The organism is Streptomyces sp. NPDC001828, assembly GCF_042892175.1.
Taxonomy (GTDB): domain Bacteria; phylum Actinomycetota; class Actinomycetes; order Streptomycetales; family Streptomycetaceae; genus Streptomyces.
Window position 1 is genome coordinate 539403 of record NZ_JBIATV010000003.1, and the last position, 24885, is coordinate 564287.

At 71.1% G+C, this 24885-nt stretch carries 21 protein-coding genes; 9 read left to right on the forward strand and 12 right to left on the reverse strand.

Annotated features, from left to right (window positions below):
* The first annotated feature begins 13 nt into the window (after window positions 1–13).
* The 3 genes from ACFYZA_RS13840 (at window position 14) to ACFYZA_RS13850 (ending at window position 2456) form a co-directional block, all read left to right on the forward strand.
* A complete protein-coding gene (locus ACFYZA_RS13840) occupies window positions 14–352 on the forward strand; it encodes a hypothetical protein (RefSeq protein WP_388490136.1) in 339 nt (112 codons plus the stop codon).
* Window positions 353–387: 35 nt separating this feature from the next.
* A complete protein-coding gene (locus tag ACFYZA_RS13845) occupies window positions 388–819 on the forward strand; it encodes a hypothetical protein (protein ID WP_388490139.1) in 432 nt (143 codons plus the stop codon).
* A 173-nt stretch (window positions 820–992) separates the two neighbouring features.
* Window positions 993–2456 (forward strand): PE-PGRS family protein, encoded by a 1464-nt coding sequence (locus ACFYZA_RS13850; RefSeq protein WP_388490142.1) that lies wholly within the window; start codon window positions 993–995, stop codon window positions 2454–2456.
* A 24-nt stretch (window positions 2457–2480) separates the two neighbouring features.
* Here the strand turns inward: ACFYZA_RS13850 and ACFYZA_RS13855 are convergent, their stop codons facing one another.
* From ACFYZA_RS13855 to ACFYZA_RS13865, 3 genes are all read right to left on the reverse strand, one after another.
* The gene (locus ACFYZA_RS13855) at window positions 2481–3182 is read right to left on the reverse strand and encodes a hypothetical protein (RefSeq protein WP_388490145.1); all 702 of its coding nucleotides are present in this window, start codon (window positions 3180–3182) and stop codon (window positions 2481–2483) included.
* Window positions 3183–3283: 101 nt separating this feature from the next.
* On the reverse strand, window positions 3284–4114 hold the full coding sequence (locus ACFYZA_RS13860; protein WP_388490148.1) for a hypothetical protein: 831 nt from the start codon (window positions 4112–4114) through the stop codon (window positions 3284–3286).
* A 39-nt stretch (window positions 4115–4153) separates the two neighbouring features.
* Window positions 4154–4414: a hypothetical protein gene (locus tag ACFYZA_RS13865; RefSeq protein WP_388490151.1), complete on the reverse strand. Its 261-nt coding sequence runs from the start codon at window positions 4412–4414 to the stop codon at window positions 4154–4156.
* Window positions 4415–4651: 237 nt separating this feature from the next.
* Here ACFYZA_RS13865 and ACFYZA_RS13870 point away from each other — a divergent pair, with 237 nt between their 5' ends.
* The gene (locus ACFYZA_RS13870) at window positions 4652–4912 is read left to right on the forward strand and encodes a WXG100 family type VII secretion target (RefSeq protein ID WP_388490153.1); all 261 of its coding nucleotides are present in this window, start codon (window positions 4652–4654) and stop codon (window positions 4910–4912) included.
* Window positions 4913–5058: 146 nt separating this feature from the next.
* Here the strand turns inward: ACFYZA_RS13870 and ACFYZA_RS13875 are convergent, their stop codons facing one another.
* Window positions 5059–9528, reverse strand: coding sequence for an FtsK/SpoIIIE domain-containing protein (locus ACFYZA_RS13875; protein ID WP_388490156.1), 4470 nt, complete (start codon window positions 9526–9528; stop codon window positions 5059–5061).
* A 100-nt stretch (window positions 9529–9628) separates the two neighbouring features.
* Complete coding sequence (locus ACFYZA_RS13880) at window positions 9629–11281, reverse strand: serine/threonine-protein kinase (protein WP_388490306.1); 1653 nt, start codon at window positions 11279–11281, stop codon at window positions 9629–9631.
* 236 nt (window positions 11282–11517) lie between these two features.
* On the opposite strand from ACFYZA_RS13880, the gene ACFYZA_RS13885 reads away from it, so the two are divergent.
* Window positions 11518–12582: an alpha/beta hydrolase gene (locus ACFYZA_RS13885; protein ID WP_382590893.1), complete on the forward strand. Its 1065-nt coding sequence runs from the start codon at window positions 11518–11520 to the stop codon at window positions 12580–12582.
* A 138-nt stretch (window positions 12583–12720) separates the two neighbouring features.
* Here the strand turns inward: ACFYZA_RS13885 and ACFYZA_RS13890 are convergent, their stop codons facing one another.
* Window positions 12721–13587: a menaquinone biosynthetic enzyme MqnA/MqnD family protein gene (locus ACFYZA_RS13890; RefSeq protein WP_382590890.1), complete on the reverse strand. Its 867-nt coding sequence runs from the start codon at window positions 13585–13587 to the stop codon at window positions 12721–12723.
* A gap of 318 nt (window positions 13588–13905) precedes the next feature.
* Here ACFYZA_RS13890 and ACFYZA_RS13895 point away from each other — a divergent pair, with 318 nt between their 5' ends.
* Window positions 13906–14109: a cold-shock protein gene (locus tag ACFYZA_RS13895; protein ID WP_003967102.1), complete on the forward strand. Its 204-nt coding sequence runs from the start codon at window positions 13906–13908 to the stop codon at window positions 14107–14109.
* 138 nt (window positions 14110–14247) lie between these two features.
* Here the strand turns inward: ACFYZA_RS13895 and ACFYZA_RS13900 are convergent, their stop codons facing one another.
* Entirely contained in the window at window positions 14248–16014 is a 1767-nt protein-coding gene (locus ACFYZA_RS13900; protein ID WP_388490160.1) for an AMP-dependent synthetase/ligase, read from the reverse strand.
* 94 nt (window positions 16015–16108) lie between these two features.
* Between ACFYZA_RS13900 and ACFYZA_RS13905 the strand changes: the two genes are divergently transcribed.
* The gene (locus tag ACFYZA_RS13905; protein ID WP_388490163.1) at window positions 16109–17116 is read left to right on the forward strand and encodes an AraC family transcriptional regulator; all 1008 of its coding nucleotides are present in this window, start codon (window positions 16109–16111) and stop codon (window positions 17114–17116) included.
* 296 nt (window positions 17117–17412) lie between these two features.
* Entirely contained in the window at window positions 17413–18564 is a 1152-nt protein-coding gene (locus ACFYZA_RS13910; protein ID WP_382590882.1) for a lipase family protein, read from the forward strand.
* A 42-nt stretch (window positions 18565–18606) separates the two neighbouring features.
* Here the strand turns inward: ACFYZA_RS13910 and ACFYZA_RS13915 are convergent, their stop codons facing one another.
* Entirely contained in the window at window positions 18607–19248 is a 642-nt protein-coding gene (locus ACFYZA_RS13915; RefSeq protein WP_388490166.1) for a MerR family transcriptional regulator, read from the reverse strand.
* Between the two features lie 105 nt (window positions 19249–19353).
* On the opposite strand from ACFYZA_RS13915, the gene ACFYZA_RS13920 reads away from it, so the two are divergent.
* Window positions 19354–19866, forward strand: coding sequence for a DUF4188 domain-containing protein (locus tag ACFYZA_RS13920; protein ID WP_382590876.1), 513 nt, complete (start codon window positions 19354–19356; stop codon window positions 19864–19866).
* 316 nt (window positions 19867–20182) lie between these two features.
* Here ACFYZA_RS13920 and ACFYZA_RS13925 read toward each other — a convergent pair whose 3' ends face one another.
* The 4 genes from ACFYZA_RS13925 to ACFYZA_RS13940 all read right to left on the reverse strand — a co-directional run bounded on the left by ACFYZA_RS13925 (window position 20183) and on the right by ACFYZA_RS13940 (window position 24760).
* Window positions 20183–21199 (reverse strand): hypothetical protein, encoded by a 1017-nt coding sequence (locus tag ACFYZA_RS13925; RefSeq protein ID WP_388490169.1) that lies wholly within the window; start codon window positions 21197–21199, stop codon window positions 20183–20185.
* 97 nt (window positions 21200–21296) lie between these two features.
* Window positions 21297–22481: an acyltransferase family protein gene (locus tag ACFYZA_RS13930; protein WP_388490172.1), complete on the reverse strand. Its 1185-nt coding sequence runs from the start codon at window positions 22479–22481 to the stop codon at window positions 21297–21299.
* A 278-nt stretch (window positions 22482–22759) separates the two neighbouring features.
* Window positions 22760–24199 carry an FG-GAP-like repeat-containing protein gene (locus ACFYZA_RS13935; protein ID WP_388490175.1) on the reverse strand — a complete coding sequence of 480 codons (1440 nt, stop codon included), beginning with the start codon at window positions 24197–24199 and terminating at the stop codon, window positions 22760–22762.
* A gap of 210 nt (window positions 24200–24409) precedes the next feature.
* On the reverse strand, window positions 24410–24760 hold the full coding sequence (locus ACFYZA_RS13940) for a hypothetical protein (protein ID WP_388490177.1): 351 nt from the start codon (window positions 24758–24760) through the stop codon (window positions 24410–24412).
* Between the last annotated feature and the right edge of the window lie 125 nt (window positions 24761–24885).

A 24885-nucleotide genomic window follows, 5' to 3' on the forward strand; every position in this document is an offset into this window, starting at 1 on the left:
GGAGGGAATCAGCATGGGGCACGGGCCGGACCGGGCGCGGGCGCGTTTCGTCGACGAGGTCACTGCCGTCGTGCAGTCGGTGCTGAGGCACGCCACGGTGATGGAGCTGCCGTCGCCCATCGCCGCGGAGGCCGTCGCGATCACCGCCTTCGACGAGTCGGAGACACGGCAGACGCAGGAGTTGATCGACGCGCTGATCGACGCGCTGAACACCGACGGCTGGTCGGTGGACGCCCGAGGACGCCACGAGGGCGAGCCATCCCTGTACGCGGCCAAGCTCGACGTCGGCGGTGGCTCGTTCGCCGTACAGCCGCCGGCCATCTCCTTCAACGGACTGGTGGACGGCGCCTGAGCGCTTCGAGCGAACCCGCGAAGGGGACGCACGCCGTGAGCACCCCGGAAGACGACGACTCGACGACGCGCGAGTCTCCCAAGAACACGACGAGGGACGAGGCAGACGGTATGGCAGGCACTACGGCGTCCTCCCCCGAGGACGCCCGTCAGCAGGTTTCCGCCGAGATCCGTGACGCGATCAAGGAGGCGACCCCCCGCGCCGTGTACCCCGACGACGAGTTCGACGGGCGCGCCGTGCGGGTCGCCGGGTGGGACCCGGAGGAGACCCGGTCCAACGAGGCGCTGCTGCGGCGCAGTACGGCGCGGCTGGCGTCCCGTGGGTGGCAGGTTTTCCCCGAGACCACCGACAGCGAGGACCGCTCGGCGCTCGTGTTCAAGGACGGGCTGGTCAACGGGCGTCTGTACGCGTCCAATCAGTCGCTTACGTTCACTGGTGACCTGGAGCTCGCTCCGCCGACTGCTTAGGCCGCAGCGATGTGAACCGGTTTCCGGCGGGCCCCAACCGCCAGCACCCTGACCGTGTTCAGTCACACTCACGCCCCTCGCCGTACCATGGACCCCACACGTAACAGGCCACGACGAGGCGGCAATTCGTCTCACCCGAGCGGGGTTCTGGTGGGACAGAAGGGGATGGAGCAATGGGGGACACCAGGTCGGCCGACCCGGAGCATCTGGAACACCTGGCCAAGCTCATAGACGGCCGTGGCGGAGTTCAGGACAAGGTGGACGAGGCCTTCACCAGGGCCTCAAGACTTGGTGTCACCAGCAAGCTCTCCAGCCTCAGCCCGCTGCGCACCTGGCTGAAGGACACCGGACCGGACCTGCGCAAGCGCGCCATCTTCGCGCGGCTGGAGGACGGCGACCCCGAAGCGGGCCTGCGCTGGGCCGGGTTCAGCCCCGAGGAGATCAAGAAGTACGCGGGTGACGCGATCACCCCGGACTCGATCCTGCTCGCCAACTCCCTTGCGGCCAGCGACGACAAGCGTGCCTACGAGTTCAAGCGGCAGCCCAACGAGTCGCTGAACGACTGGATCCAGCGCATGGAGGCGCATGCCATCACCCGGATCCCCGGCCTCCAGCCGCACGAGCAGACTGTCGACACACTGCTCGGCCTCTTCGGCGACTGGACCTCGGTCACCGCCGCCACCGCGGTCGTCACGCTGCAAGGCAGCTCACTGACCAAGGTCCTGGTCGGCAACTCCCTCAAGCAGGGCGTCTTCCGCACATGGAAGACTCAGGTCGGCGCGGCGATGCGGGCCTCGAACAGCCGCTGGCTTCAGAAGGGCGGTACGGCGCTCATCAAGTGGTCGCCCAAGATCCGCTCCCTCTCGGCTCCTGGCAGCTGGCTGCCGGGCCAGCTCGGCAACATGCTCTCGCGCAGCTCCCTCTACCAGCGGGTCGCGAGCATCCCCGGTACTGCGGGCGTCCGCGGCGACCTCTTCGGCGACGCGTGGAACGCCTTCCGTTCCAGCTCCCTGATGGAGCACGTCAATGCCAACGGCGCCATCGACTTCGTCGTCGGCTCGGACGAACTCGCCAAGACGTACGGGGGCTTCACGCACTCCGGGCAGGCCGTGGCACGAGCCGGCAACGCGAGCCTGGTGAAGGTCTTCACCAAGGCCGGCAACATGCAGCGGTTCGCGAACAGCGTGCCGACCACCGTCGACGCCGCATCGACCGCCACCGAAGGGGCATCGGCATTCCGTGCCGGTCTGGGCGCCGCAGCCAAGACGGCCGGATTCCTGCGCGGCGCCGGCATCGTGGGCGGCGTAGCCTCGACCGGCCTGAGCGCGGCCAACGTCATCTCCCAGGGCAACCCCGTCAAGGCCTTCAAGCGGAACGGCGCCGGTTACGTCGCCGACGTGGCCGAGGTCGGTTTCAACGCCTCCATGACGGCGGCGATGATCGCTCCCAACCCGGTCACCATCGGCCTCGCCGTCGGCACCGGCATCATTTACGGCGGCGCGAAGGTCGTCGAGCACTGGGACGACATCAAGGACGGGGCCGGAAAGGCCGCCCACTGGGCCGGAGAGAAGGCCAAGGGGCTCAAGGACGGCGCCAAGAACCTGGCGAAGAAGGCCAACCCCATGAACTGGTTCTGACGCCCGCTGCCGTCTGCGCGGGCCTCAGTGCTCGCGCAGCACCGCGAGCGCGAAGGCCACGCGGCGGTCGAGCCAACTCGCCTGCGCCAGATACCACTTGCGGCCTCCGGACGGTGCCGAGGTCATCGCCACCTGTGTCCCGGACTTCCAGGTCACCGGCTTGGCGGTCCCTCCGCCGTCACCGCCCTCGGCATTGAGCCCCATGACCGAGCCCACCACGCTGCCGAGCGCCTTGCCGGCCGTACGGCCGAGGATCTGGCCGGCGCCGCCCTTGGCCCAGTGGTAGCGGGCCACCACCTCGGAGTGCCCGGGCTGCTCCAGCCACCAGCCGTGCTGCACCAGACGCTGCGCGGCCGAGCCCTTGAAGACGGACCCGACCTCTTTGCCCTGATCGTCGTGAACGCGGTAGCGGCGCGAGCCGTCTTCCTCTGTTCCCGCGTCCGGGGTGACCGAGCACAGCGGGCGCGAGCCGGCTTCGTCCTCGTACAGCCTGAAGCCGGCCTCCGCCGACGGCTTGTCGGATGCGGGGAGCGCCACGTACACGCTCGGGACCAGGTGGACGGCGCCTGCGGCCCGCTTCTCCACGCGCACTGCCAGCGGTCCCGGGCCGGCGCCACGGCGGGCCACCGGCTCCGATGCGGTGCCGATCGTGAACTTGCTGACACTGTCCCAGTGCACCGGTTCGTAGGACGGGGGTTCCGCCTCCGCTTTCCTGCCGAACACCATCGCTCTTCTTCCTCTCGTGCGGTGGCCCGGACGACCGCCGACGAACCTCCGGCTCAGCTACGTCGCCCGCGCAGACGTCTTCCGGGCCCCATCGACCACCCCTACGCCTTGTCGAGCAAGTCGTCTCTGTCCGGCAGCAGGTCCGTGACCCTGTCCCAGATGTCGCCGGGTGTCGTCCACGCCAGGGCCAGGGGGCTCTCCGGGGTCACCTGCCCGGGCATGATCGGCTCTTCGGGCTTCTCCCGGATCCAGTAGCCGTGCGGGCCGCAGTCCCAGGCGGCGAGGGCGCGGATCATGGCCGCGCGCTCGCCGTCGTGCTTGCCGTCCCAGGCCGTGGTGATGCGCCAGGTGGAGTTGAGGGCGATGACCAGCTCGAGGAACTGGTCCAGCTCGGCGGCGTCCAGCCCACTGGTCTCGACCAGGGCCTTGCGCGTGAGGTCGCGGGCCGTGGCCTCGTCGCCGGCCGCCTCGCCGAGCGCGACGAACGCCGCGTCGAGGGCGCCCATCGTGGTCTCGATGCGAGCGACCGCGGGCGCCTCCGCGGGCTCCCCGCGATGGAGGTTGACCTTGCGGGCAAGCTCCCAGACCAGGGTGTTCGGCTCGATGGAGACGTACTCGGACTCCTCCTCGCCGGGCCAGCCGTCGTGCGAGATGACCGCGTCCTGGCCGACGACCACTCCGTGGTTCACCGGGCCGTGCTCACCGGTGATCTCCACCTGGATCAGGACCATCGGGTCGGCCAGTGCGCCGAGCAGGTCCCGGAGCAGCGGGGTGAGCTCCCCCTCCTCTCCGACCAGGCCGATCCGCTGCAGTTCGAGCAGGCCTTCCCACAGCTCTTCCGGCGGGGTTTCACCGTCCATGAGGTGGGCGAAGACCGCGATGTGGCGGTCGGCCAGCCGAAAGCGGGCGCGGGAACTGTCGTATGACGGCATGACTCTCTATTCCTCCCCAGGGGCCAGTGGGCGCCCGGCTCACTTCTTGGGGTTCTGCAGGTCCTTGGCGTCCTGGCTCGCCTGCTGGGCCTCGGTCCGCAGGGAGTGGGCGACCGTGGAGCAGGTGGTGCGCCAGCTGTTCAGCTTGCCCCGGACGTCCGTTGCGTTCGGCCCGGCCCATGTCTTCATGGTGCTGGTGCTGTAGGTGCGCGGCTGGTCCATCAGCGACTCGACGTGGTCGGCCAGCAGGCGCAACGCCTGGGCGCGGTTGTTGAGTTCTTGAATGTCCGGATTTGCCATAGCAGCCTCCCCCGCTGTCACATGGACGGCCCAGCATAGCCCCATGCCCAGGCAAAGATCAGGCGGGCTCTGCCCCGCTCTCGGCTCCTGAGGAGTTGGTGGTCCGGTTCGCAGACGAGACGGTGCAACCTCGACTTCGACACGCCTTTACAGGAGGTGCGGGAGGTGCGATAGCGTCGTCTGGTACCAGTCGTATGTTCTGGTTACTCAGCAAGACGTGACACGGGGAGGAACGCGATGGATCGCGGAGCAAGTCTCAAGGAACTCAGGGACCTGGCCAAGTTGTTCGGGCGGAGCGCGCACGATCTGCAGACGCTCATCAACAACCTGAACTCGTCGACGTCCGGCAGCACCGGCTACTGGAAGGGCCCCAAGGCCGACCAGTTCCGCAAGGACTGGGAGGACGCCCGCGGCACCTTCTCCAAGTGGGTCGACACCCTGCACGACGCCCAGAAGTCCGCGTCGACCAGCGCCGACAACATCGAGCGCGCCACCTGATCCGCACCGGATCGGTTCACTGATGTGCCTTGCGGGGCGTCCCGAGAGACTCGGGGCGCCCCGCGGTCATGCGGGGCGCGAACCAGAAGGCGCGGGGCGAGCCGACGACGGCACGCCGCCGAGCGCCCGGGTCCCGGCCGTAGCCCTCACCCCCGCATGACCCCCTGAACCGGCCGGAACGACCCGCCCGAGACCAGCAGTCCGCTGCCCGGCTGGCCGCTGCCGATGTTCGAGGGGAGGCGGATGTTGAACAGTTCGCCCTCCTGCGAGCTCTGGGGGTTGAGCAGCAGCCCGTTGCGGGACTTGCGGGCGGCGGTGACGAAGCCGCGGTACTGGGACGACAGGCTGTCCGTCGTGCCGGCCGCGATGAGGCCGAGGCCGCCGTCGGCACCCTTGCGCAGGAGCGCCTCCAGGGCCTCGTCGAGCCGGGTGTCGTAGAGCAGTTCGGCGTCGTCGGCCAGGACCACGTAGGGACGCCCCTCCGCCTTCTCTAGCAGCTCCTCCAGGTCGTCCTCCCTGGCCTCCGCGTCGAGGACACCGAGTACGCCCTCGTGCCCGCCGAGGTCCCTGAGGGGAGAGCGACGGGGGGTGACCAGGACCAGCGGGGTGCCCTGGGCCAGCAGCGACTCGGCGGCGCACATCAGGGTCGTGGAACGGCCCGACTTCGGTGGTCCGCCGATGACGAACCCGGGCCCCGACTCGTCCAAGTCGATGCCGACGGGCGCCAGTTCGTCGCCGCCGACCGCGAGGAGCGCCCACAGCTTCGACGGTGGCGCGAAGTCGGGGTCGAGCGCCATCGCCTGGCCGACCGTGATGCGGGCCGGGAGCGCGTCCACCCGCATCGGGCGCAGCCGGGCGGGCGGGCGGCCGTGGGCCGCCCGGGCCTGCTCGGCGATCTCGCGGAGCATCCGCACCTGCGCCTGGCCGCTCGGGTCCTCATCAAGGAGGGCGATCTGCGTCTCCTCCGTACCGGTGTCGGTGATCCGCAGGGCCCGGCCCGGAGGCATGTTCTTCGGCACCTCGCGCGGCTGCAGACCCGCCATCGAGTAGTCGTTGGGGTCGGCGAACCGCAGGATCAGCCGGTCCTGGAAGGCGGAGGCGACCATGCCGCTGAGGCCGCTGCGGTCGGCCGTCATGACCACCTTCAGGCCGACCGCCGAGCCCTCCCGGAAGATCCGCTGCGCCTGCTCGATGAGCTGGCCGTAGTTGTAGTTCTCGAACGTGGAGAAGTAGCCCTCCCAGCTGTCGAGGAGCAGCACCATCCAGGGCAGCCGGTCCTCCGGGGCGGCCGAGGCACGCTGCTCGGCAGCGCTGGACGCGCCTTCCTCGGCGAGGAGTTGCTGGCGCCGGCTGATCTCGGCGAGCAGCCGGTCGAGCAGCCGCCGCACGCGGTCGGGTTCGTCCCGGTTGACCACCGCACCCACGTGCGGCAGCCGCACCAGCGGCAGCAGCGCGTTGGAACCGCAGTCGATCGCGTAGACGTGCACGTCGCGCGGCGAGGCCGTCCTGGCGAGCGAACCGGCCAGGGTGCGCAGCGCCGTCGACCGCCCGGAGCGGGCGCCGCCGGCCAGCATCGTGTGTTCACCGTCGACGAGGTCGAGCGCGAACGGCTTGCGGGCCTGCTGGGCCGGCAGGTCGGTCAGGGCGTATCCGATGGGCGGGACGTCGCCGTGCGCGGGCGCCGGGGCCGCCGCGGCGGCCAGCGATTCGAGGGTGACGTGCTCGGGCAGCGGGGGCAGCCACGGACTGCGCGGCGGCGGGAAGCCCATCTTGTCGGAGCCGTCCCGGATGGCATCGACGAGTACGGCGAGGTCGGTGACCATCGTCCCGTCGTCCTCCGACTCCGCGGGCCTGGGCAGCGGTCGGCTGAACGCGGCCCAGGGCAGGGGGGAGAGCACCGCCTTGGGTCCGCTCTTTCCCGTGGCCGGGCGGCGGCCACCGATGCGCGCGGACTGGACGCCGACCAGGGACTGTGCCCCGGAACGGACGAAGGCGCGGCCGGGAGTGGACTTGGCGATGGCCCCCGCGTCCGCGGCGTCGATGACGTCCATGGACTCGGTGCCGTCCGTCACGCGCAGGGCGATCCGCAGGTTGGTGTTGGCCCGGATGTCCGCGCTGACCACGCCGGCCGGGCGCTGGGTCGCGAGGACCAGGTGTACGCCGAGGGACCGTCCACGCCGGGCGATGTCGACGAGCCCCGCGATGAAGTCGGGCAGTTCGGCGACCAGCGAGGCGAACTCGTCGATGACGAGGACGAGTCGGGGCATCGGTTCGAGTTCGGGCCGCAGCTTGCGGGTGTCGTTGTAGTCCTCGATGTCCTTGGTGCCGGTGTCGAAGAGGATCGTCTCGCGGCGGTGCAGCTCGGCCGCGAGCGAGGCGAGCGCCCGCTCGGTGAGGTGGGCGTCGAGGTCGCTGACCATGCCGACGGTGTGGGGGAGCCGGGCGCAGTCCATGAAGGCGCTGCCGCCCTTGTAGTCGATGAGTACGTAGTTGAGGGCGTCCGGGCGGTTGGCTATGGCCAGCGAGGCGATGATCGTCTGCAGCAGTTCGGACTTGCCCGCGCCGGTGGTGCCGGCGACGAGGGCGTGCGGGCCGTCCCGGCGGATGTCCAGGGTGAAGGTGCCGTCGGCCGCGATGCCGATGGGCGCCGCCGTGGTCGAGCCGCCGGCCCGCCAGATCCGCTCGATGTCGGCGCCCGTCGGGTCGGGCAGGCCGAGCAGGCTGAGCAGCCGGGCCGCGGTGGGCAGTGCGCCGCCCGCGTCGTCCCGGCTGACGTCCCGGACCGGGGCCAGGGAGCGGGCGAGCAACTCGCACCATTCGGCGCCCACTTGATCGGCGAGGACCTCACCGACGGCTTCGAGACCCGAACCCCGCAGCCCCACGTGGGCGGGCGAGTGCGGAGTCCAGCACACGACGGCCTTGCACTCCTCGGGAAGCAGCCGGTCGTCCTCGTCGAGGCACAGCGCGAAGATCCCGTACTGCGGCCCCTCCTGCAGGAGTTGGGGCACGCCGGGCATGCGGCGCAGCAGCCGTGCTCCGTCGAGGACGAGCAGGACGTGCGGCTCGCCGCCGGGCGTGCCGCTCATCATGCTGCCCGAGCTCTCCCTGGCGGCCTTGCGTCGGGCCAGCTCGTTGAGCAGCTCGTTCACGCGACGCGCGATGGTTTCGTTGTCGGAGCCGACCAGGGCGACACAGTCCTGACCCTGCTGTGGCGCGGCGTGCGGCAGCCAGTGCGCCCAGCTCCAGTCGGCGCCCGCCTGGAGCGAGGCCGACAGGAGGACGAGCGAGAGGTCGCGGGGGCTGTGCAGCACGGCGGCCTGAACCGTGAGCCAGCGGGCGGTGGCCAGCGCGCGGGCCCGGTCTCCCGAGACGCCGACGACACCGAGTTCGGGGAACGGCAGGACGACCGGCAGGTCGGGCAGGAGCGGCGGCGCGGGCTTCTCCTCGCCGTAGGCCGCGCCCTGTCCGTGGGCGAGCTCGATGTCGGCGGGCAGACTGCCGACGCCCACCCGCAGCCGCAGTACGTCGATGTCGGTGTGGCGGCGCTCCCACAGCCGGCGCCGGGGCCCGGTGGCGAAGAGCAGCACCTCGGCCGGGTCGGGATTGTCGGCCCGGCGGTTGCGCTGGTCCTCCTTGCTCAGGCGGACCAGCTCGGCCTCGTGCTCGGCGAGGTCCTTCTTGTACTGCTTGAGGGACTTCTTGTTCCGCTGCTTGCCGTCGCGGTTGTCGCTGAACCACTGGCCGAGCATCATCACCGGGGTCATCGCACAGAACAGCAGCATGTAGACCTGTTTGGTGAAGAAGTACATCGCCAGGCCGAAGACCATGGGCGTGAGCGCGGCGATCATCTGGAACCGCGCGCGCTCGGACTTGGACGGCGGGACCGGCAGGAAGAGCCGCGGCCGCGGCCGCACCGGCGAGAGGCGCGGCGGCCGGTTGTAGGCGAGCCCGCCCTCGCCGGTCGCGGACAGGTGCGCGTCCGCCTCCACGACCCGGTCGAGGACGAACAGCGAGTCCCCGGCCCGTACGACACCGCCGAGCGGCCAGTCCTGAGCCTGCTCCACCGGTTCGTCGTCGAGCAGGATCGCGGCCCCGTCGTGCGGGGTCAGGGTGGCCCGGCCCTGGACGTCGACGGTTATCCGGGCGGCGACGGGCGGCAGCGCGGAGTCGGGGGTCGCCAGAGTGCAGGTCACTGCCGAGCCGAGGGTCGCGGTACCGACCGCGAGCCGCACCACCCGTCCCGCGCCGGGGCCGCCGGCGACGCGCAGTTCGAACCAGCCCGCCGGCTCGCCGCTGCGGAGCAGCGGACCCAGCGAGTCGTCGACCGATATCCGCATGCCGTCCCGCAGGACCTGGCCCGCCGGGGCGTTCGGATCACAGCGGTGGCCGTCGGCCCACAGGGTCGGCTCGGCGCCGGGGCCGCCGTACCTGGTGTCGAGGACGGTGCCGGGCAGCGCCACCACGACGGGATGCGGTCGCCCCGCCGGTTCGGTGCCGATGCCCGGGACCCCGGCCAGGGCCTGCGCGACGTCGCGTGCGGTCGCGTCGTCGTCGGCATTGACCACGACGTCGCTCGCGGCCGCCCCCTCCTGCACAACGGTCACCAGGACTCGCATGGTCGTCTTCACTCCCCCGTCGGCCCCGCGGCCCGTCGCCATCTTCTGGCCCCGAGGCTAGTGGCTCGCCCGAAACGCGATGAGCGAGGGTGGCGGCCGGTCAGCCGCCCGCCTTCGTCAACACCCCCACAGGCCGCCCCGCGGCCGCCTCCTGGGAGTCGAAGCGGAGTTTGCCGTCGGACTGGAGGGTGTACGTCATCGTCGCCGTGGCGCCGGTGCAGCCGATGGTGCCCGGTTTCGTGGGGTCGGTGCGTTCGGTGATGTGCAGGGTCCGGTCCGTGGCCGCGTCCAGGCGGCCGACGCCGTGGCATTCGAGCGGGCCGAGGGTGGTGGCCGTGTGCACGACGTCCGTGCCCTTCGCGCCCCGGGTGATCACCGCCGTGTATTCGTACCCTGAGGTGCCGTTGTCCTGGGTGAGCACGCCCTTCCACGTGCCGATGAACCCGCCTGGTACGTCCGCCTGTTGGGAGCCGGAGGCCGACGCGGGCGGCTTCGCGCCCGTGTTCGTGGCGCCCCCGCCCGGCAGCAGGTCGAAGAGGAACGCGGAGCCGACCGTGACCGCGGCGAGCGCGCCCGCGACCGCGAGGGCCACCGTGCAGCTGACCCGGCGGCCGCGGCCGCGTTCGCCCGGCTCGGCGGCCGTCGCCACGGACAGGGCGACGCGCGGCGGAGCCGTGGGCGGCGGCAGGGTGCGGGGGCCGGGCAGGGGGTCCGCCTCCCGGCCGTACGAGGTGTCCGGCGGGCCGAAGGCGCCGGCGGACACACCGGCGGAGGGGGCGGCCGGGGCCGCGTCCGCCGCTCCCCCAACTGCCTCGCTGGTGAAGGGAATCGGGCCCGAGCCGCCCACCGGCTCCTCGGGCTCCAGGTCGAGCAGCCGCACCGCGGACCGGCTGACCTCCTCGACGAGCGGGCCCGGCAGCCAGCCGTCCCGGACCAGCGCGGACGCCCCCGCCGGGGCCAGGCGGGCCGCGAGTGCGGCGGGGGCCGGGCGGGCGGCGGGGTCCTTGGCGAGGCAGGCGGCGACCGCCTCGCGCAGCTCGCCGGTGAGGCCCGCGCCCAGCTCGGGCGACTCGTGCACCACCTTGTAGAGCAGGGCAGCCGAGGAGTCGCCGGGGAAGGGCGGCTCGCCGGTCGCCGCGTACGCGAGGACCGCGCCGAGCGAGAACAGGTCGGCGGCGCCGGTCACACCCCGGCCGAGGATCTGCTCGGGCGCCATGTAGCCGGGCGAGCCGATGGAGACGCCGGACGCGGTGAGCGAGGCGGTGCCCTCGGTGGCGCGGGCGATGCCGAAGTCGATCAGGCGGGGCCCGTCGAGGGTGAGCAGGACGTTCGACGGCTTCACGTCCCGGTGGACCAGGCCGAGCGCGTGCACCGCGGCCAGTGCCTCGGCGAGGCCCGCGCCCAGGGCCCGTACGCAAGAGGCGGGGAGCGGGCCGCGGTCCTGGACCGCCTGGGTCAGCGAGGGGCCCGCCACATAGCCCGTCGCCACCCACGGAACCGGCGCGTCCGGATCCGCGTCGAGGACCGGCGCCGTCCACCGCCCGCCCACCCGCCGGGCCGCCTGGACCTCGTGCCGGAAGCGCGCCCGGAACTGCTCGTCCAGGGCGAAGTGCGGGTGCACCACCTTGACCGCGACCGTGCGGCCGCCCGCGCTGCGGCCCAGGTAGACCCGGCCCATTCCGCCCGCCCCGAGCCGGCCGAGCAGCCGGTAGGCACCGATCGTCCGCGGTTCGCCCGCTTCCAGCGGCTGCAACGACTGCATCGCGGTGCTCCCCCAACGTCCCCCTGGCCAAGCCGGTCGGACAGCAGCGTAGAGGCGTACGTGCGCGGGATCACCCTCGAACGAGACCGATCCGATGCACGCATGAGCGAACCTGGTGGTTTGTTCTGACGTCTTCGCTGGCGTAGTTCGTGCGCAATCACCCGAAAACCCGCCCGCATCCGCCCGGAACACCCGTGCCCAGAACCTCAGATCCCCGGAGTCCCCGAATGAACCGTCGTCGTCCCGCCGCTCTGATAGCAGCCGCCGCCATCGGCGCGGCCCTGCTGGTCACCGGCTGCTCCGACGAGGGCAAGCCCGTCAGCTTCGACTCCGGCCCGAGCGGTCCGTCGGCCAACGCCCCGGCGCAGGGCGGCCAGAAGAACGGCGCGGTGTCCACGAAGGACGACGCCGCCGCGAAGAACGGGGCCGCGCCGCAGACCCTGCTGCCGACCGGCCCGAAGGCCGAGTTCACCACGCAGAGCACCCTCGGCGACGGCACCAAGATCGGCGTGACCACGCTCAAGGGCGCCAAGTCCGGCTTCACCGGCAAGGTGTGGGTGTGGGCTCCGAAGCAGTACTTCGACGAGAAGTACCGGAACAGCGGCTTCCCGGTGCTCATCGCGCTGCCCGGCGGAAACGGTTACCCCAAGAACTACTGGATGGGCACCGACCTCAAGCTGGAGAGCAGCATCGCCGAGTGGTCCAAGACCGGCAAGAGCCTGCCGTTCATCGTCGTCATGCCGGTCCTCAACCCGGACGCCAAGCACTACTACGACGGCAGTGACATCCCGGGCCAGCCGAAGATGGGCACCTGGATGACCGAGGACGTGCCGGACCTGGTGCGGGCCAACTTCCGCACGTTCAAGTCCCGTGACGGCTGGGCCTTCATGGGCTCGTCCTCGGGCGGCTTCGTCGGCCTGAAGTCGGTGCTCAAGCGGCCCGACCTGTTCAAGGCCGCCATCGCCTCGGGCCCGGACATCGTGCCGGACTCCCCGCTGTGGGCGGGACACGAGGCCGAGCAGCAGGCGAACAACCCGGAGAAGCTCGCCCAGGAACTCATCGACAGGAAGGGCCCCCAGGTCGCGATCGCCTTCCAGGTCGGCACCCGGGAGGCCACCATCGTGCCCAAGGTGAACAAGTTCATCGCCACGTACGGCAAGGGCCCGGTGAAGACCCGCCTCCAGATGATCCAGGACGGCACCCACAACGCCCACACCTACGTGAAGGGCATGGGCGAGGGCAGCATGGAGTGGATCAGCAAGCAGATGCTCGCCCCGGTCCCGTCCTCCTGAAGCCCGGCCCGCACACCTCAAGCCCGGCCCGCGCCCCCGATACGGGCGGGCCGCCGGCCCTACGGGCCGACCACCGATCCGGGCGGGCCGCCGGCCCTACGGGCCGACCACCGATCCGGGCAGGCCGTCGTACGCCTCCTACGGCGCGAGCAGTTCCACGTTGACGTCCGCCGCGAACCCGGTCGTCGGTCCGGTGCGCCGGGCGAACTCCCTTACGCCTTCGAGCTGTTGGGCTCCGAAGCGGAAGTCGAGCGTCGTGAAGTAGCGCTCCAGGAGCTCGGCGTCGAAGACCTCCCAGCGGGCGGCCTGCTCGGCGACCTTGGTGACCTCCTCGAGGGACAGGTCGCGCGAGGCGAGGAACGCCTCGTGCACCTGCTGGACCAGCCCGGGCTCGCGGGCCAGGTAGTCCTTGCGGGCCGCCCAGACGGCGAAGACGAACGGCAGGCCCGTCCACTCCTTCCACATCGCGCCCAGGTCGTGGACCTGGAGGCCGAGCCGGGGGGCGTCGTGCAGCGAGGCCCGCAGCGCGGCGTCCCCGATCAGCACGGCCGCGTCCGCCTCGCGCATCATCAGGCCGAGGTCGGGCGGGCACGTGTAGTAGTCGGGGGTGACCCCGTACCGCTCGGCGAGCAGGAGCTGCGCCAGGCGTACGGAGGTCCGCGAGGTGGAGCCGAGGGCCACGCGCGCCCCGTCCAGATCCTCGAGGGGGCGCTGCGAGACGATCACGCAGGACATGACGGGCCCGTCGCAGCCCACCGCGATGTCGGGGAAGGCGACCAGGTCGTCCGCGTTGCGCAGGAATTCCACGAGGGTGATCGGCGCGATGTCCAGATCACCGTTCACCAGCTGCTCGCTGAGCTTCTCCGGACTGTCCTTGGTCAGCTCCAGGTCGAGCAGCGTCCCGGTCCGTGCCAGGCCCCAGTACAGGGGCAGGCAGTTGAGGAACTGGATGTGGCCGACGCGCGGCCGGCCGCCTTGGTGCTGGGGGCTGGTTGAATTGTCCACATGGCGAGGCTAGACCCGTCCCACTCCGTGGACCGCGCCGGGCCCCGCCCGAGCCGTCCCGGGAGCGGTGCGGGGTGCCGCCGGGAGTGCCCCGGGGAGGGTGGTTGATCACCTGCTCAGCCCCCGGTCAAACGTGCGGGCGAAGTGATCTTTCCCTCTACCGCCGCACCTGAGCTGCGTGCTACGCTCAGCGCAAGTTGCAGTTTGGTTTCCCTTGCAGTACAGAGCCTGCGGAGCATGTAACCCGCAGGCTTTTGTAGTTTTCAGACTTGTTTGCAGGTTCTGGAGCAGGGCAACCCTTTGGCCCAAGGAGGGCTTATGGCTACCGGAACCGTGAAGTGGTTCAACGCTGAAAAGGGCTTCGGCTTCATCGCCCAGGACGGCGGCGGCCCGGATGTCTTCGTCCACTACTCCGCGATCAACGCGTCTGGTTTCCGCTCCCTGGAGGAGAACCAGGTCGTGAACTTCGACGTCACTCAGGGCCCGAAGGGCCCGCAGGCGGAGAACGTCACCCCGGCCTAACTTTCCCGGGTTGGCGATCGCTGACTTAGCAGTACCCAAGGAGCCCCTTCCGTATGGACAGGGGCTCCTGCCTTTCCTCACGGAGCCGCGCCGCCCTTCCCCCTCGCGCGGGCGGAGGCCTCCCGGCGCGGAGCCCCCTCAGCCGTACAGGCCCTCGATCTCGGCCGCGTACCGCTCCAGGACCGCCCTCCGCCGCACCTTGAGCGTCGGGGTCAGCTCCCCGCCCTCGACGGTGAAGTCCTGCGGCAGGACCGCGAACTCCCGGATCCGCGCGGGCCGCGACACCTGAGCGTTGGCCGCCTCGACGGCCTCCCGGACCAGCTCCCGGACCTCCTCCGGCGCCCGCCCCGCCGTCTCCTGCGCGTCCACCGTGACCAGCGCGACCGGGTACGGGCGGCGGTCGCCGACCATCACCGCGTGCGAGACGAAGCGCGACCGCTCGATGATCTGCTCCACGTGCGAGGGGGTCAGGTTCTTCCCGGCGGACGTGATGATCAGGTCCTTCTTGCGGCCGGTGATCGTCAGGTAACCGTCCGCGTCGATGGCCCCCAGGTCCCCCGTGTGCAGCCACCCCTCCGCGTCCAGCGCCTCGGCCGTGCCGAGCGCGTTCGCGTGATAGCCGGGGAAGATCATCGGCCCCCGCGCGAGCACCTCCTCGTCGGCAGCGATCCGCACCTCGCACCCTTCGACGGGCCGCCCCACCGTGCCGTACCGCACCGCCCCCGGGTGGTTGAGCGAGATCACGCCGGCGGACTCGGTCATTCCGTAGCCCTCGAAGACCTGGATCCCGCAGGCCCGCAGAAAGTCCAGGACCGCCGGGTCGATCGGGGCGCCTCCGGTGAGCGCCCAGCGAAGGCGCCCGCCGAAGGCCGCCCGGACCAGGCTGAACAGCGAGGCGTCGGCGGCCTCGTACTCCTCCTGGCGCTCGGGCGGAAGCTGGCCGTCCGCCGCGAGGACACCGACGGCGACCGCCGCGTCGAACCGGTCTCCGCCGCCCTCCTTCGCCTCCGCGAGCGAGCGCACCACCGAGTAGACCTTCTCGAACAGGCGCGGTACGGACGGCAGATGAGTGGGCCGCGCCTCGGCGAGCTCGCCGACGACGTCCTCGATCCGGCCGCCGAAGTAGCAGAGTTCGCCGCCGTACAGGAGCGTCGAGAACTGGATGAGCTGGGCGAGCAGGTGCGCGAGCGGCAGATAGAGGTAGGTGCGGTCGCCGTGAGCGCCCTCGATGAGGTGCAGCGTGGCGTCCTGGACCGCGCCCATGTTCCCGTGCGTGAGCCGGCAGCCCTTGGGCAGTCCGGTGGTCCCCGAGGTGTAGACGAGCTCGGCGTCGTCGTCGGGCCCCACGGATTCGGCGCGGGCCAGCAGGTCGGCGAGGGAGACCGCCTCGGCCCGGGACGCGAGGCCGGCGAGCGGCACGGCCGGTCCCTCCGGCTCCCCCGCGGCGGCCTCCTCCCCCGTCATCAGGAGTACGTGGCCGAGCTCGGGGAGCTTGCCGCGCAGCCCCTCCACACGGGCCGCCTCCGCCGGGCCCTCGCAGAGGACCGCCTTCGCGGCCGAGTCGGCGAGCACCCAGGCGGCCTCCTCGTCGCCCGCCGTCGGATACACCGGCACCACCACCGCGCCCGCCGCGAGGCAGGCGAAGTGCGCGTACGTCCACTCGGGCCGGGTCTCGGCGAGGATCGCCACCCGGTCCCCGGTCCGGATGCCGAGCGCGAGCAGGCCCCGCGCGGTACGGCGCACGGTGTCGCGCAGCTCGGCGTAGCCGACCGAGACCCACTCCCCGCCCGCGTCGCGGTACCGCAGGGCCGGCTGGTCCGGGTGGCGCCCGGCCGCCCACTCGGTGAACACGGCGAGCGTCCGGGGGCGCGGGGACGGTTCCTGGTGCGTGCTCTGGAGGGTCATGACCCGACGGTAGGTACGGCTGCGGGTCAGCCGGGATGACGGGAAACGTCACCCCGGCTGACCTCAACGCTCAACCCGGCTAACGTCGTTGACCATGGCGAAGCCGACGATCACCGTGCACCACGTACGGGCCGTGCTGCGCGGCGCCGAGCGGCACGGCATCGACACCGTGCCGCTGCTCCAGGCGTCCGGCATCCCCCCGCTGCTGCTCGGCGACGACCGGGCGCGGGTCACCCCGGCCCAGTTCGCCCAGCTGTTCCGGGCCCTGTACCGGGCGACCGGGGACGAGTTCCTCGGGCTCGGCGGCGCCCCGAGCCGCCCGGGCACCTTCGCGATGATGTGTTACGCCGTACTCGGCTGCCCCGACCTCGGGGGCGCGATGCGGCGCGGCACCACCTTCTACGGCCTGTTCGCGCACGGCCCCGACCTCGCCCTCGAAGTGAGCGGCCCCGAGGCGGTGTTCGCGGTGCGCGGCGACCTCGGGGGGCGGGACGAGGACCGGTTCCTGACCGAGTGCCTCGTCATCATCTGGCACCGCCTGTGCAGCTGGCTGGTGGGCCGCCGCATCCCGCTGACCGGCGCCGCCTTCGGCTATCCGCCGCCCCCGCACCGGGACGAGTACGAGTCGCTGTTCGGCTGCCCGGTCCGGTTCGGGGGCACCCACACGCAGGTGGGCTTCGACGCGCACTGGCTGACCGCGCCGCTGGTGCGCGACGAGGCCGCGCTCGGGCAGATGCTCCGCCGCTCCCCCTTCGAACTGCTCAGCCGCCGGGCGTACGGGACGACGGTCGGCGAGCAGGTGGGCCGTGCCCTCGCGGCCGCCCTGCGCGCCTCGCCCCGGCTGCCCACCCTGGAGGAGACGGCGGCCCGCCTCGCCATGTCCCCGGCCACCCTGCGCCGCCGCCTCGCGCGGGAGAGCACCTCGTTCCAGCAGCTCAAGGACGCGGTACGGCGGGACGCGGCGATCGCGGGCCTGGCCGAGGGGCGCGAGCCGATCGCGGAGATCGCGGCCCGGCTCGGCTTCTCCGAGGACACCAGCTTCCACCGCGCCTTCCGCCGCTGGACGGGCACGACCCCGGGCGCGTACCGCCTGGACCACTGACGGCCGGCCGGCCGGTGCGGGTGGACGGCGGTGTCGCCGAGGCCGGTGCGGGGTGAGCGGTGCCGTCGGCGAGGCCGGTGCGGGCGCACGGAGTCGTCGGCGAGGCCGGTGCGGGCGCACGGTGTCATCGGCGAGGCCGGTGCGGGCGCACGGTGTCATCGGCGAGGCCAGTGAAGATGAGCGGTGTCATCGGCTGGGCCAGTGAAGGTGAGCGGTACGGTCAGCTCCGCACCTACCGGTCAGTCACTACCTTCTCCTCAACTGCCCGCGCCCCACAGGACCGTTGGGAGAGCCGCATGCACGTCCGTACCAGAGTGGCCGGTGCCATCACCGCCGCACTCCTCCTCTCGGCAGCCACCCCCACCGCGTTCGCCGACGACACGGCGACCGCGTCGCCCGGCGACATCGTCACGCAGTCCCCCACCGAGTTCCACCCGCTGCCCGGCCAGTGGACCAACACCCGTGCCTGGCACGTCACTTACCGCTCCACCACCGCCAAGGGCGCCCCGAACGTCGTCTCCGGCACGGTCATCGTGCCCAACGACGGCCGCACCGGCCCGCGCCCCGTCGTGACGTACGCCGTCGGCACGGTCGGGCTCGGCGACTCGTGCGCGCCGAGCGCCAACTTCCCCTACGGCACGGCCGTCGAGGCCACCCTGATCAACCAGGTCGTCCAGAAGGGCTGGGCCGTCGCCGTCACCGACTACGAGGGCCTCGGCACCCCCGGCGACCACACCTACACGGTCGGCCGCGCCGAAGGCACCGCCGTACTGGACGCCGCCCGCGCCGCCGAGCGCCTCGGCATCCCCGGCGTCGACGCCAACTCCCCGGTGGGGATCATGGGTTACTCGCAGGGCGGCCAGGCCAGCAGCTGGGCGGCCGAGCTGCACGACTCGTACGCGCCGGACCTGAAGGTGAAGGGCACCGCGACCGGCGGCGTCCCGGCCGACCTGATGAAGGTCGCCGCCTCCAACGACGGCGGCCTCGGCTCCGGCCTCATCTTCATGGCGGCGGCCGGCCAGGACGCGGCCTTCCCCGAACTGAAGCTGAACTCGTATCTCAACCCGGCGGGCAAGGCCCTGGTCGACTACTTCAAGAGCAACTGCGTGGCCATCGACACCACGGTGGGCTCGTTCAAGCACATCACCGACATGACCGTGAAGAACCCGCTCGAACAGCCCGACTGGCAGGCCCGGTTGGCCGAGTCCAAGCTCGGCACGCACCGCCCGGACGCGCCGGTGTACCTCTACCACGGCACGATCGACGAGCTGATCCCGTACGCGGTCGGGCAGCAGCTCCGCTCCGACTGGTGTGCCAAGGACGCGAACGTGGAGTGGCACGCGCTGCCGCTGCTCGGCCACATCGGCGGGGTGACGGCGGGCGGGATCCCGGCCGCGAACTGGCTCGCGGACCGCTTCGCGGGCAGGACCACACATCCCAACTGCTAGCTCCAGTAAGGCGATTGAGGCCGCGCTCCGGCATGGACCGACTCACAGTCCATACCGGCGGGCGGCCTCTTCCTGCTGGGCGATGCGGTGGAGGGCGCGCAGAACCGGCTCGAAGAGGACGGTCGCCGCGACGGCGGTCTCCACCTTCTCCTCCTCGGAGGGACGGGTCTCCACGAAGTCGAGGTCGCGGACGGCCGCCCGGTGCATCAGCTCGGCGTACGGGGCCATCAGCTCGGCGTCCCACGGATAGCCGAGCCGGTTGAGCGTGGCCACCGCGACAATCAACTCCCGGTGGTCGGGCGAGAGTTCACCCAGATCGCGGGCGGTCGTCCAGCCCAGCATCCCGAGGAGCCGGTCGACCTCGGCCCGGGCGGCGACGACGGACTCGTCGCCCTCCTGCGGATCGGGCCCGTGCGGCAGCGCCCACAAGGCCGCGCCGAGGCGCATGGTGCGGTCCAGGGAGTCGTCGTCGACGTACCCGATGACCTCCTTGGCGGTGGCCACGGGGAGCCGGCCCACCTCGATCAGGGCGCGGACGAGGCGCAGCCGGCGCAGGTGCCCCTCGCCGTACTCGGCCGTGGTGGCCCCCACCTTGCGGCCGGGCGCCAGCATGCCCTGCCGCAGGTAGTACTTGATCATCGCGGTGGAGACCCCGCTCCGCTCGCTCAACTCGGCCAGCCGCATGCCTTGCGCCTTCCCTCGGACAACGCCATTATCCAAGGGGCCGTCGATGGATAACTCCATTATCCAACAAGGGAGTTGCCGAGGCCGAGTCAGGGAGGCGACGCCATGTTCACCCGACCGAACCCGGGCCGTACGACCGCTGCCGCCGAGGGCGATGTGGTGGTGCTGCTGATCGGGATGCGCGTCAACCACTTCTGGGCGGTGCACCAGTGGGTGCCGGTGGGCCTGGCCATGTTCCGCATGCTCGGCGAACTGACCCGCGACAGGGGCCGCGGCCTGCTGGGCCACGTCCTGCTCACCGCGTCGCCGCGCACGTACTACGTGGTCCAGTACTGGGAGTCCAAGGAGAAGCTGTACGCCTACGCGCACTCCCCCGAGATGTTCCACCACCGGGCGTGGGCGATCCTCAACCGCGAGGAGCGCAAGGGAAGGATGCGGGGGCACGTGGGCCTGTGGCACGAGACGTACATCGCGCCCGAGGGCTCGTACGAGTCCATCTACGCGGACATGCCCCCCTTCGGCCTCGCGGCGGCGACGGGCGTACTGCCGATCGAGGCGCGGGGTCGGAGCGCGGCGGATCGCCTGGGCCGCCGGTCGAAGGCGGGGTCCCCGGAGTAGCCCGGGGCCGTGAGATCGCGCGGCTCCGCCGCAGAGGGCACGACCAGCGGCCCCGGTCCACCTACAAGGGCGCGGGCCGTAACATCACGCGGCTCCGCCGCAGGGGCACGACCAGTAGCTCCGGTCCACCTACAGGGGCGCGGGGAACTGCGCGACGAGCCACGCACGGCCCGCACACGAAGGCGGGTGAATGGGCGCGGGGAACTGCGCGAGCAACCCATCGCGGCCCGAGGCCGAAGGCGGCGTCAGGGGCGCGGGGAACCGCGCAACAGGCCGCGCACAGCCCCGCCGCAGGACACCCGCACCCCCAGCGGAGCTACACGCGGCGACGACGGGCCGCGACCACCAGCCCCGCACCACCGGCGAGAGCGACAGCCGTACCGCCCGCGGCCCACGGCAGCGCGGAACCGGCGCCGGTCGAGGCGAGCGAGGAGCCGGCCGACGCGGGGGCCTGACCGTCGACGGCCACGGCCGTCACGGGCTTGGAGCCGGCGTCCGTGGTGACGGTACCCGTGCCCTTGCCGGTACCGGTGGCCGTGCCCTTGGAGGCGTCGGCCTCGTCCTTCTTGCCGGAGTCCTTGCCCTTGCCCTTGTCCTTGTCCTTGTCCTTCGCCGCAGCGGCATCCGCCTCGTCCAGCTTGCGCGCCTCGAACTGGCCCTTGTCCAGGAAGGCCTGGACGTCCTCGGGGGTGCCGAGAAGCGCCTTGATGCCGGCCGCCCTGACCTTCGGACCGCCGTCGTTGATGAGCGTGGTGACCGCCACGCGGTTGTCGACGTTGCGGGCCTTGAACTGGCCGACCTTGATGAACTGCTCAAGCGCGTCAAGGGTGTTGGCATTGAGCGCCGCGGAACCGGCCTCGTGCACCGACGGTCCGCCCTTGTGCATGATCCGCAACGTCTCGACCCGGTAGTCATCGAGGCGGGCCTTGAACTGGCCGACCTCGAGGAACTCCTTGACGGACTCGCGGGTGCCCACGTTCAGCGCCCTGCGCGCGGCCTCCCCCACCGAACGCCCGCCCACGCTGGCGATCTGGGCGACCCGCACCCGGTCGTCCTCGAAGCGGGCCTCGTACTGGCCCTCTTCGATGAACTTCCGCATGGCGGCCGGGCCGCCATCGATGGCCTTGGTGCCCCGCTCCTTCACACTCGACCCCGCGCCCTTGGCCTCCATCAGCCGCAGGATCTCCTCGCGGTCCGCGACCGCCTGCTCGTCGGCGGTCTTCGACCCCGCGTCCGGCGCCGAGACAGCGGGCGCCTTCGCGTCGGCGGCGAACGCCGGAGAGGCGAGCAGCACGGCCGGCGCGAGGGCGGCGGACGCGACAAGTGCGGACATACGTGTGAACTTCAAGTGATTCCCCCGGGTTGCCCAAGAAAGCCAGAAATGGTCATACACATCGTATGACGGGCTTGACTTGGCCTTTACTCGGGGTTCACCGCTCGCTGAAAGCGGGTACGCCCTGCCCGGTCTCCGTCGACGCGGCGGGCGCGACCGGGGGTTGGGCGTTGGCCCGGGCAACCCGGCGATGCCGACGGGCGGGCGTGTTCTCGCGTACGTCCGCGATCCCCCGCTTCATGGAATTGCGGACCCACTTGCTGGCCGGGCGCTCCACGAAGCGGTGGATGAGCCAGCCGGTGACCATCATCAGCACGGTGACGGACACCACGAGCACGGGAGCGGGGACCTGGCCACGGAAGTGGTGGATGAGGGTCAGCCCTATGAACATGTGGATCAGGTACAGCGGATACGTGATCGCTCCGGCCGTCGAGAGCCACTTCCACTGCACCTTGTCGAGAGCCCCCAGCGCGATCGCACCGACCATCACGAAGCCGGCGATGATGATCAGCCGCACTGGCCAGGTGGGGAGGTGGTCCGCCGCTGCCCGGCCGAGGTTGCTGGCCATGCGGTAGCGGATGTACCGCTGGGCCAGCAGGAACTGGAACAGGACGAGGCCCCACAACAGCGGGTTCGAGCCGAAGCGGCGCATGAGGTAGAACGCGATTCCCGCGATGAAGAACGGCGCGTACTGCGGCATCGCGAAGGCCGACAGGGCGGGGGTGCCCAGAACGGGGGCCAGGGCCGCAGCCACGGTCCACACGCCGCAGAAGACCAGCACGTTGCGGTAGGTGACCCCGCACAGGACGACGATCGCCATCAGGACGTAGAACTTGATCTCCACGAACAGCGTCCAGTACGCGCCGTCGATGTCCTTGGTGCCATTGCCGGCTTGCACCATCGTGAGGTTCACGATGACGTCGTCCCAGCTGCGTATCGAGCTGACCTCCGGCCACATCCTGATGACCAGCGCGGTGAGCGGTACGGCGACCCAATACGCGGGGAACAGCCGGGACACCCGGGAGACGGCGAAGTCCCCGATCGTGCGGCCCCACACGCTCATGCATATGACGAACCCGCTCACCAGGAAGAAGACCTCGACCCCGAGCCAGCCGAACTGGGCGAACCGGTGCATCGTCGGGAAGATCGTCGCCGGGTCGTGGCCCCACGCGCTTTTCAGCGCCATGTAGTGGTAGCCGACGACCATGAGGGCGGCGACAAGACGGAGCCCGTCCAACGCCGCGAGTCGGGGCGGCCTGGTCGCCGGCCGGGGCTGGAACATCGCGGAACCTCCACGGCGCCCGGTCGAGGCGCGTCGGGTTGAGTGCTCCCGGCAGCCGGGAATTACCTATGGGTAGATTATGTGCGGGCCATGTTCTCACGGCCCTACCGTTCGAAGTCCAGATGTGCTGGTGGGCAGCTCGTGTCGCCCGTGTCACAGCCGCCTCCGGACCGCTCCGCGCCGACGTGCCGAGCCGAACCGGGCTCTCCGCGCGAACGCGCCGAGGCCCACCGCGTGTGTGCGATGGGCCTCGGCGCGGCCGCCGGTGGGCGGAAGGGTCAGGCGATTTCGATCGCGGACTTCCAGGTGTTGCCGCCCCACACGTCGGTGCCGGCCAGGAGGCCGCCCTTGCCGTCGGCCTTGTAGAGGTGCATCGTGCCGTCGTACCAGACGGTCATGATGTCGGCGACGCCGTCACCGGTGAAGTCGCCACCGGTCATGAACAGAGCGGTCTTCCACGTGTTGCCGCCCATGGCGACCGCGCGCCCGTCCCTGATCTGGCCGTCGCCGTTGCCGCCGTAGTAGTGCAGGGTGCCGTCGGACCAGACAGCCATGAGGTCGGCGATGCCGTCACCGTCGAAGTCGCCGCCCGGGAGCAGACGCACGGTGTCCCAGGTGTTTCCGCCGACGGAGACGCTGCGACCGTCAGCGAGCTGGCCGTCACCCTTGCCCGCGTACACGTGCATGGTGCCGTCGGACCAGATGGCCATCAGGTCGGCGATGCCGTCACCGGTGAAGTCACCGGAGGTCAGCTGCTTCGTCGTGCCCCAGGTGTTGCCGCCCATCGCTACGGGAACGGCGCTCTTGATCCCGCCCTTGCCGTCACCGGCGTACAGGTGCATGGTGCCGTCGAACCAGATGGCCATGACGTCGGCGATGCCGTCGTTGGTGAAGTCGCCCTTGGCGAGCTGCTTCGTGGTCTTCCAGGCGTTGCCGCCGACCTGCTGCGTCTGCGTACCGACCAGGCCCTTGGCCTTGTCGCCCGGATAGATGTGCATCGTTCCGTCGTCCCAGATCGCGGCGAGGTCCGCGATGCCGTCCCCGGTGAAGTCGTCCTGGACGCGGAAGGCGGTCTGCTGGACCCAGCCCGCCAGGTCGTCGACCCGGACATCGAGCGCGCCGGTACGCGTCTCGGCCGCGTCCGTGCCGAGGCAACCACCCTGCCAGGAACGGGAGTTGACGGCGACCAGCTCGGACACGCCACCGTTCGTCCGGACCGCCGGAGCACCCGCGTCGCCCTGACAGATCACCGCGTCCGCCGAGCCGTTGAGCGCCACCGAGGTGGCATCGGCGGAGGCGACGGTAAAGGCGGCCGAGTGCAACTTGTTGGGCACCCACTCCGTCTTCGTGCGCCCGAACCCGGCCGACTGCAGCTGCTCACCGGCCGCGGGGGCGGTCGTGGCTATCTTGACCGGCGGCACGTTCTGGATCCGGTTGGACAGCTTGACCATCACGAGGTCGCGGTCCGCACGCGGCACGAGAGCGACGGCCTCACGCACGCCGCCCGTCGTCTGGGTGAGATCGCTACGGCCCACGGTCACCGTCGTCTTCACCGCCGGCGCACCGGCCTGGACCGGCTTGCCGTCCACAGCGAAGCAGCTGGCAGCGGTGAGCACCCACTGCGGGGCGACCAGCGCGCCGGTGCACGCCGTCGCGTCGCCGACGTTGAGCTTGGCGGTGAAGGCGTAGCCGTCAACCTTCGCATCATCACCCGCCAAGGCGCCGGCGGGAGCGGCAGAAACGAGACTTGCCGCTGTCGCGAGAGAGAACAGGCCAGTGAGCCACGCGGCGCGTGAACTCTTTGCAGACATGATGATCCTTTAGGTATTTCGAAGTGGCGAACGCCCGATCATGGCAAACGCTCGAGGCTGACCCTGGCACGAACTTCGTCGCCTCAGGCACGACCGAGGCTCGACAATGAGGAAACGTCAGCCGGTGACGCGGAGCTCGACAAGGACGGATCGCTTCGCACCAGAGGGGATGTCACCTTCGCCCACGGGCTTGAAGTCGTCCTGGGCCACGTCGACCGTCTTGGTCGTTCCATCAGCGGTGAGGCTGGCGCTGATGGGATGGTCGGAGGTCTCCAGTGAAGTGACCCGGGGGAGTTCGAGCGTCAGGTAGCCGGACTTGCTGTTGGCTGTGAAGCAGTACATCTGAGCCCGGCCGGTGGCCTGGTCGGCCACGCTCCTGACCTTGATCTGCGAGGCAGCGGCGTCGCAGTCGGCGAGGAGGAGGTGCCCGTCGCCCTTGATGAGCTTGATGCCCTTCTCAGCCAGCACCTTCGCGGCACCCGGGTAGCTAAAGCCTTCCACCGCCGAGGGGGGGAGCATCAGTGCCGGACGCGCTGCGGCCCGCAGTGGAAGACGCGGCCGAGGCGAGGGCCGGCACCGCAAGGAGTGCCACC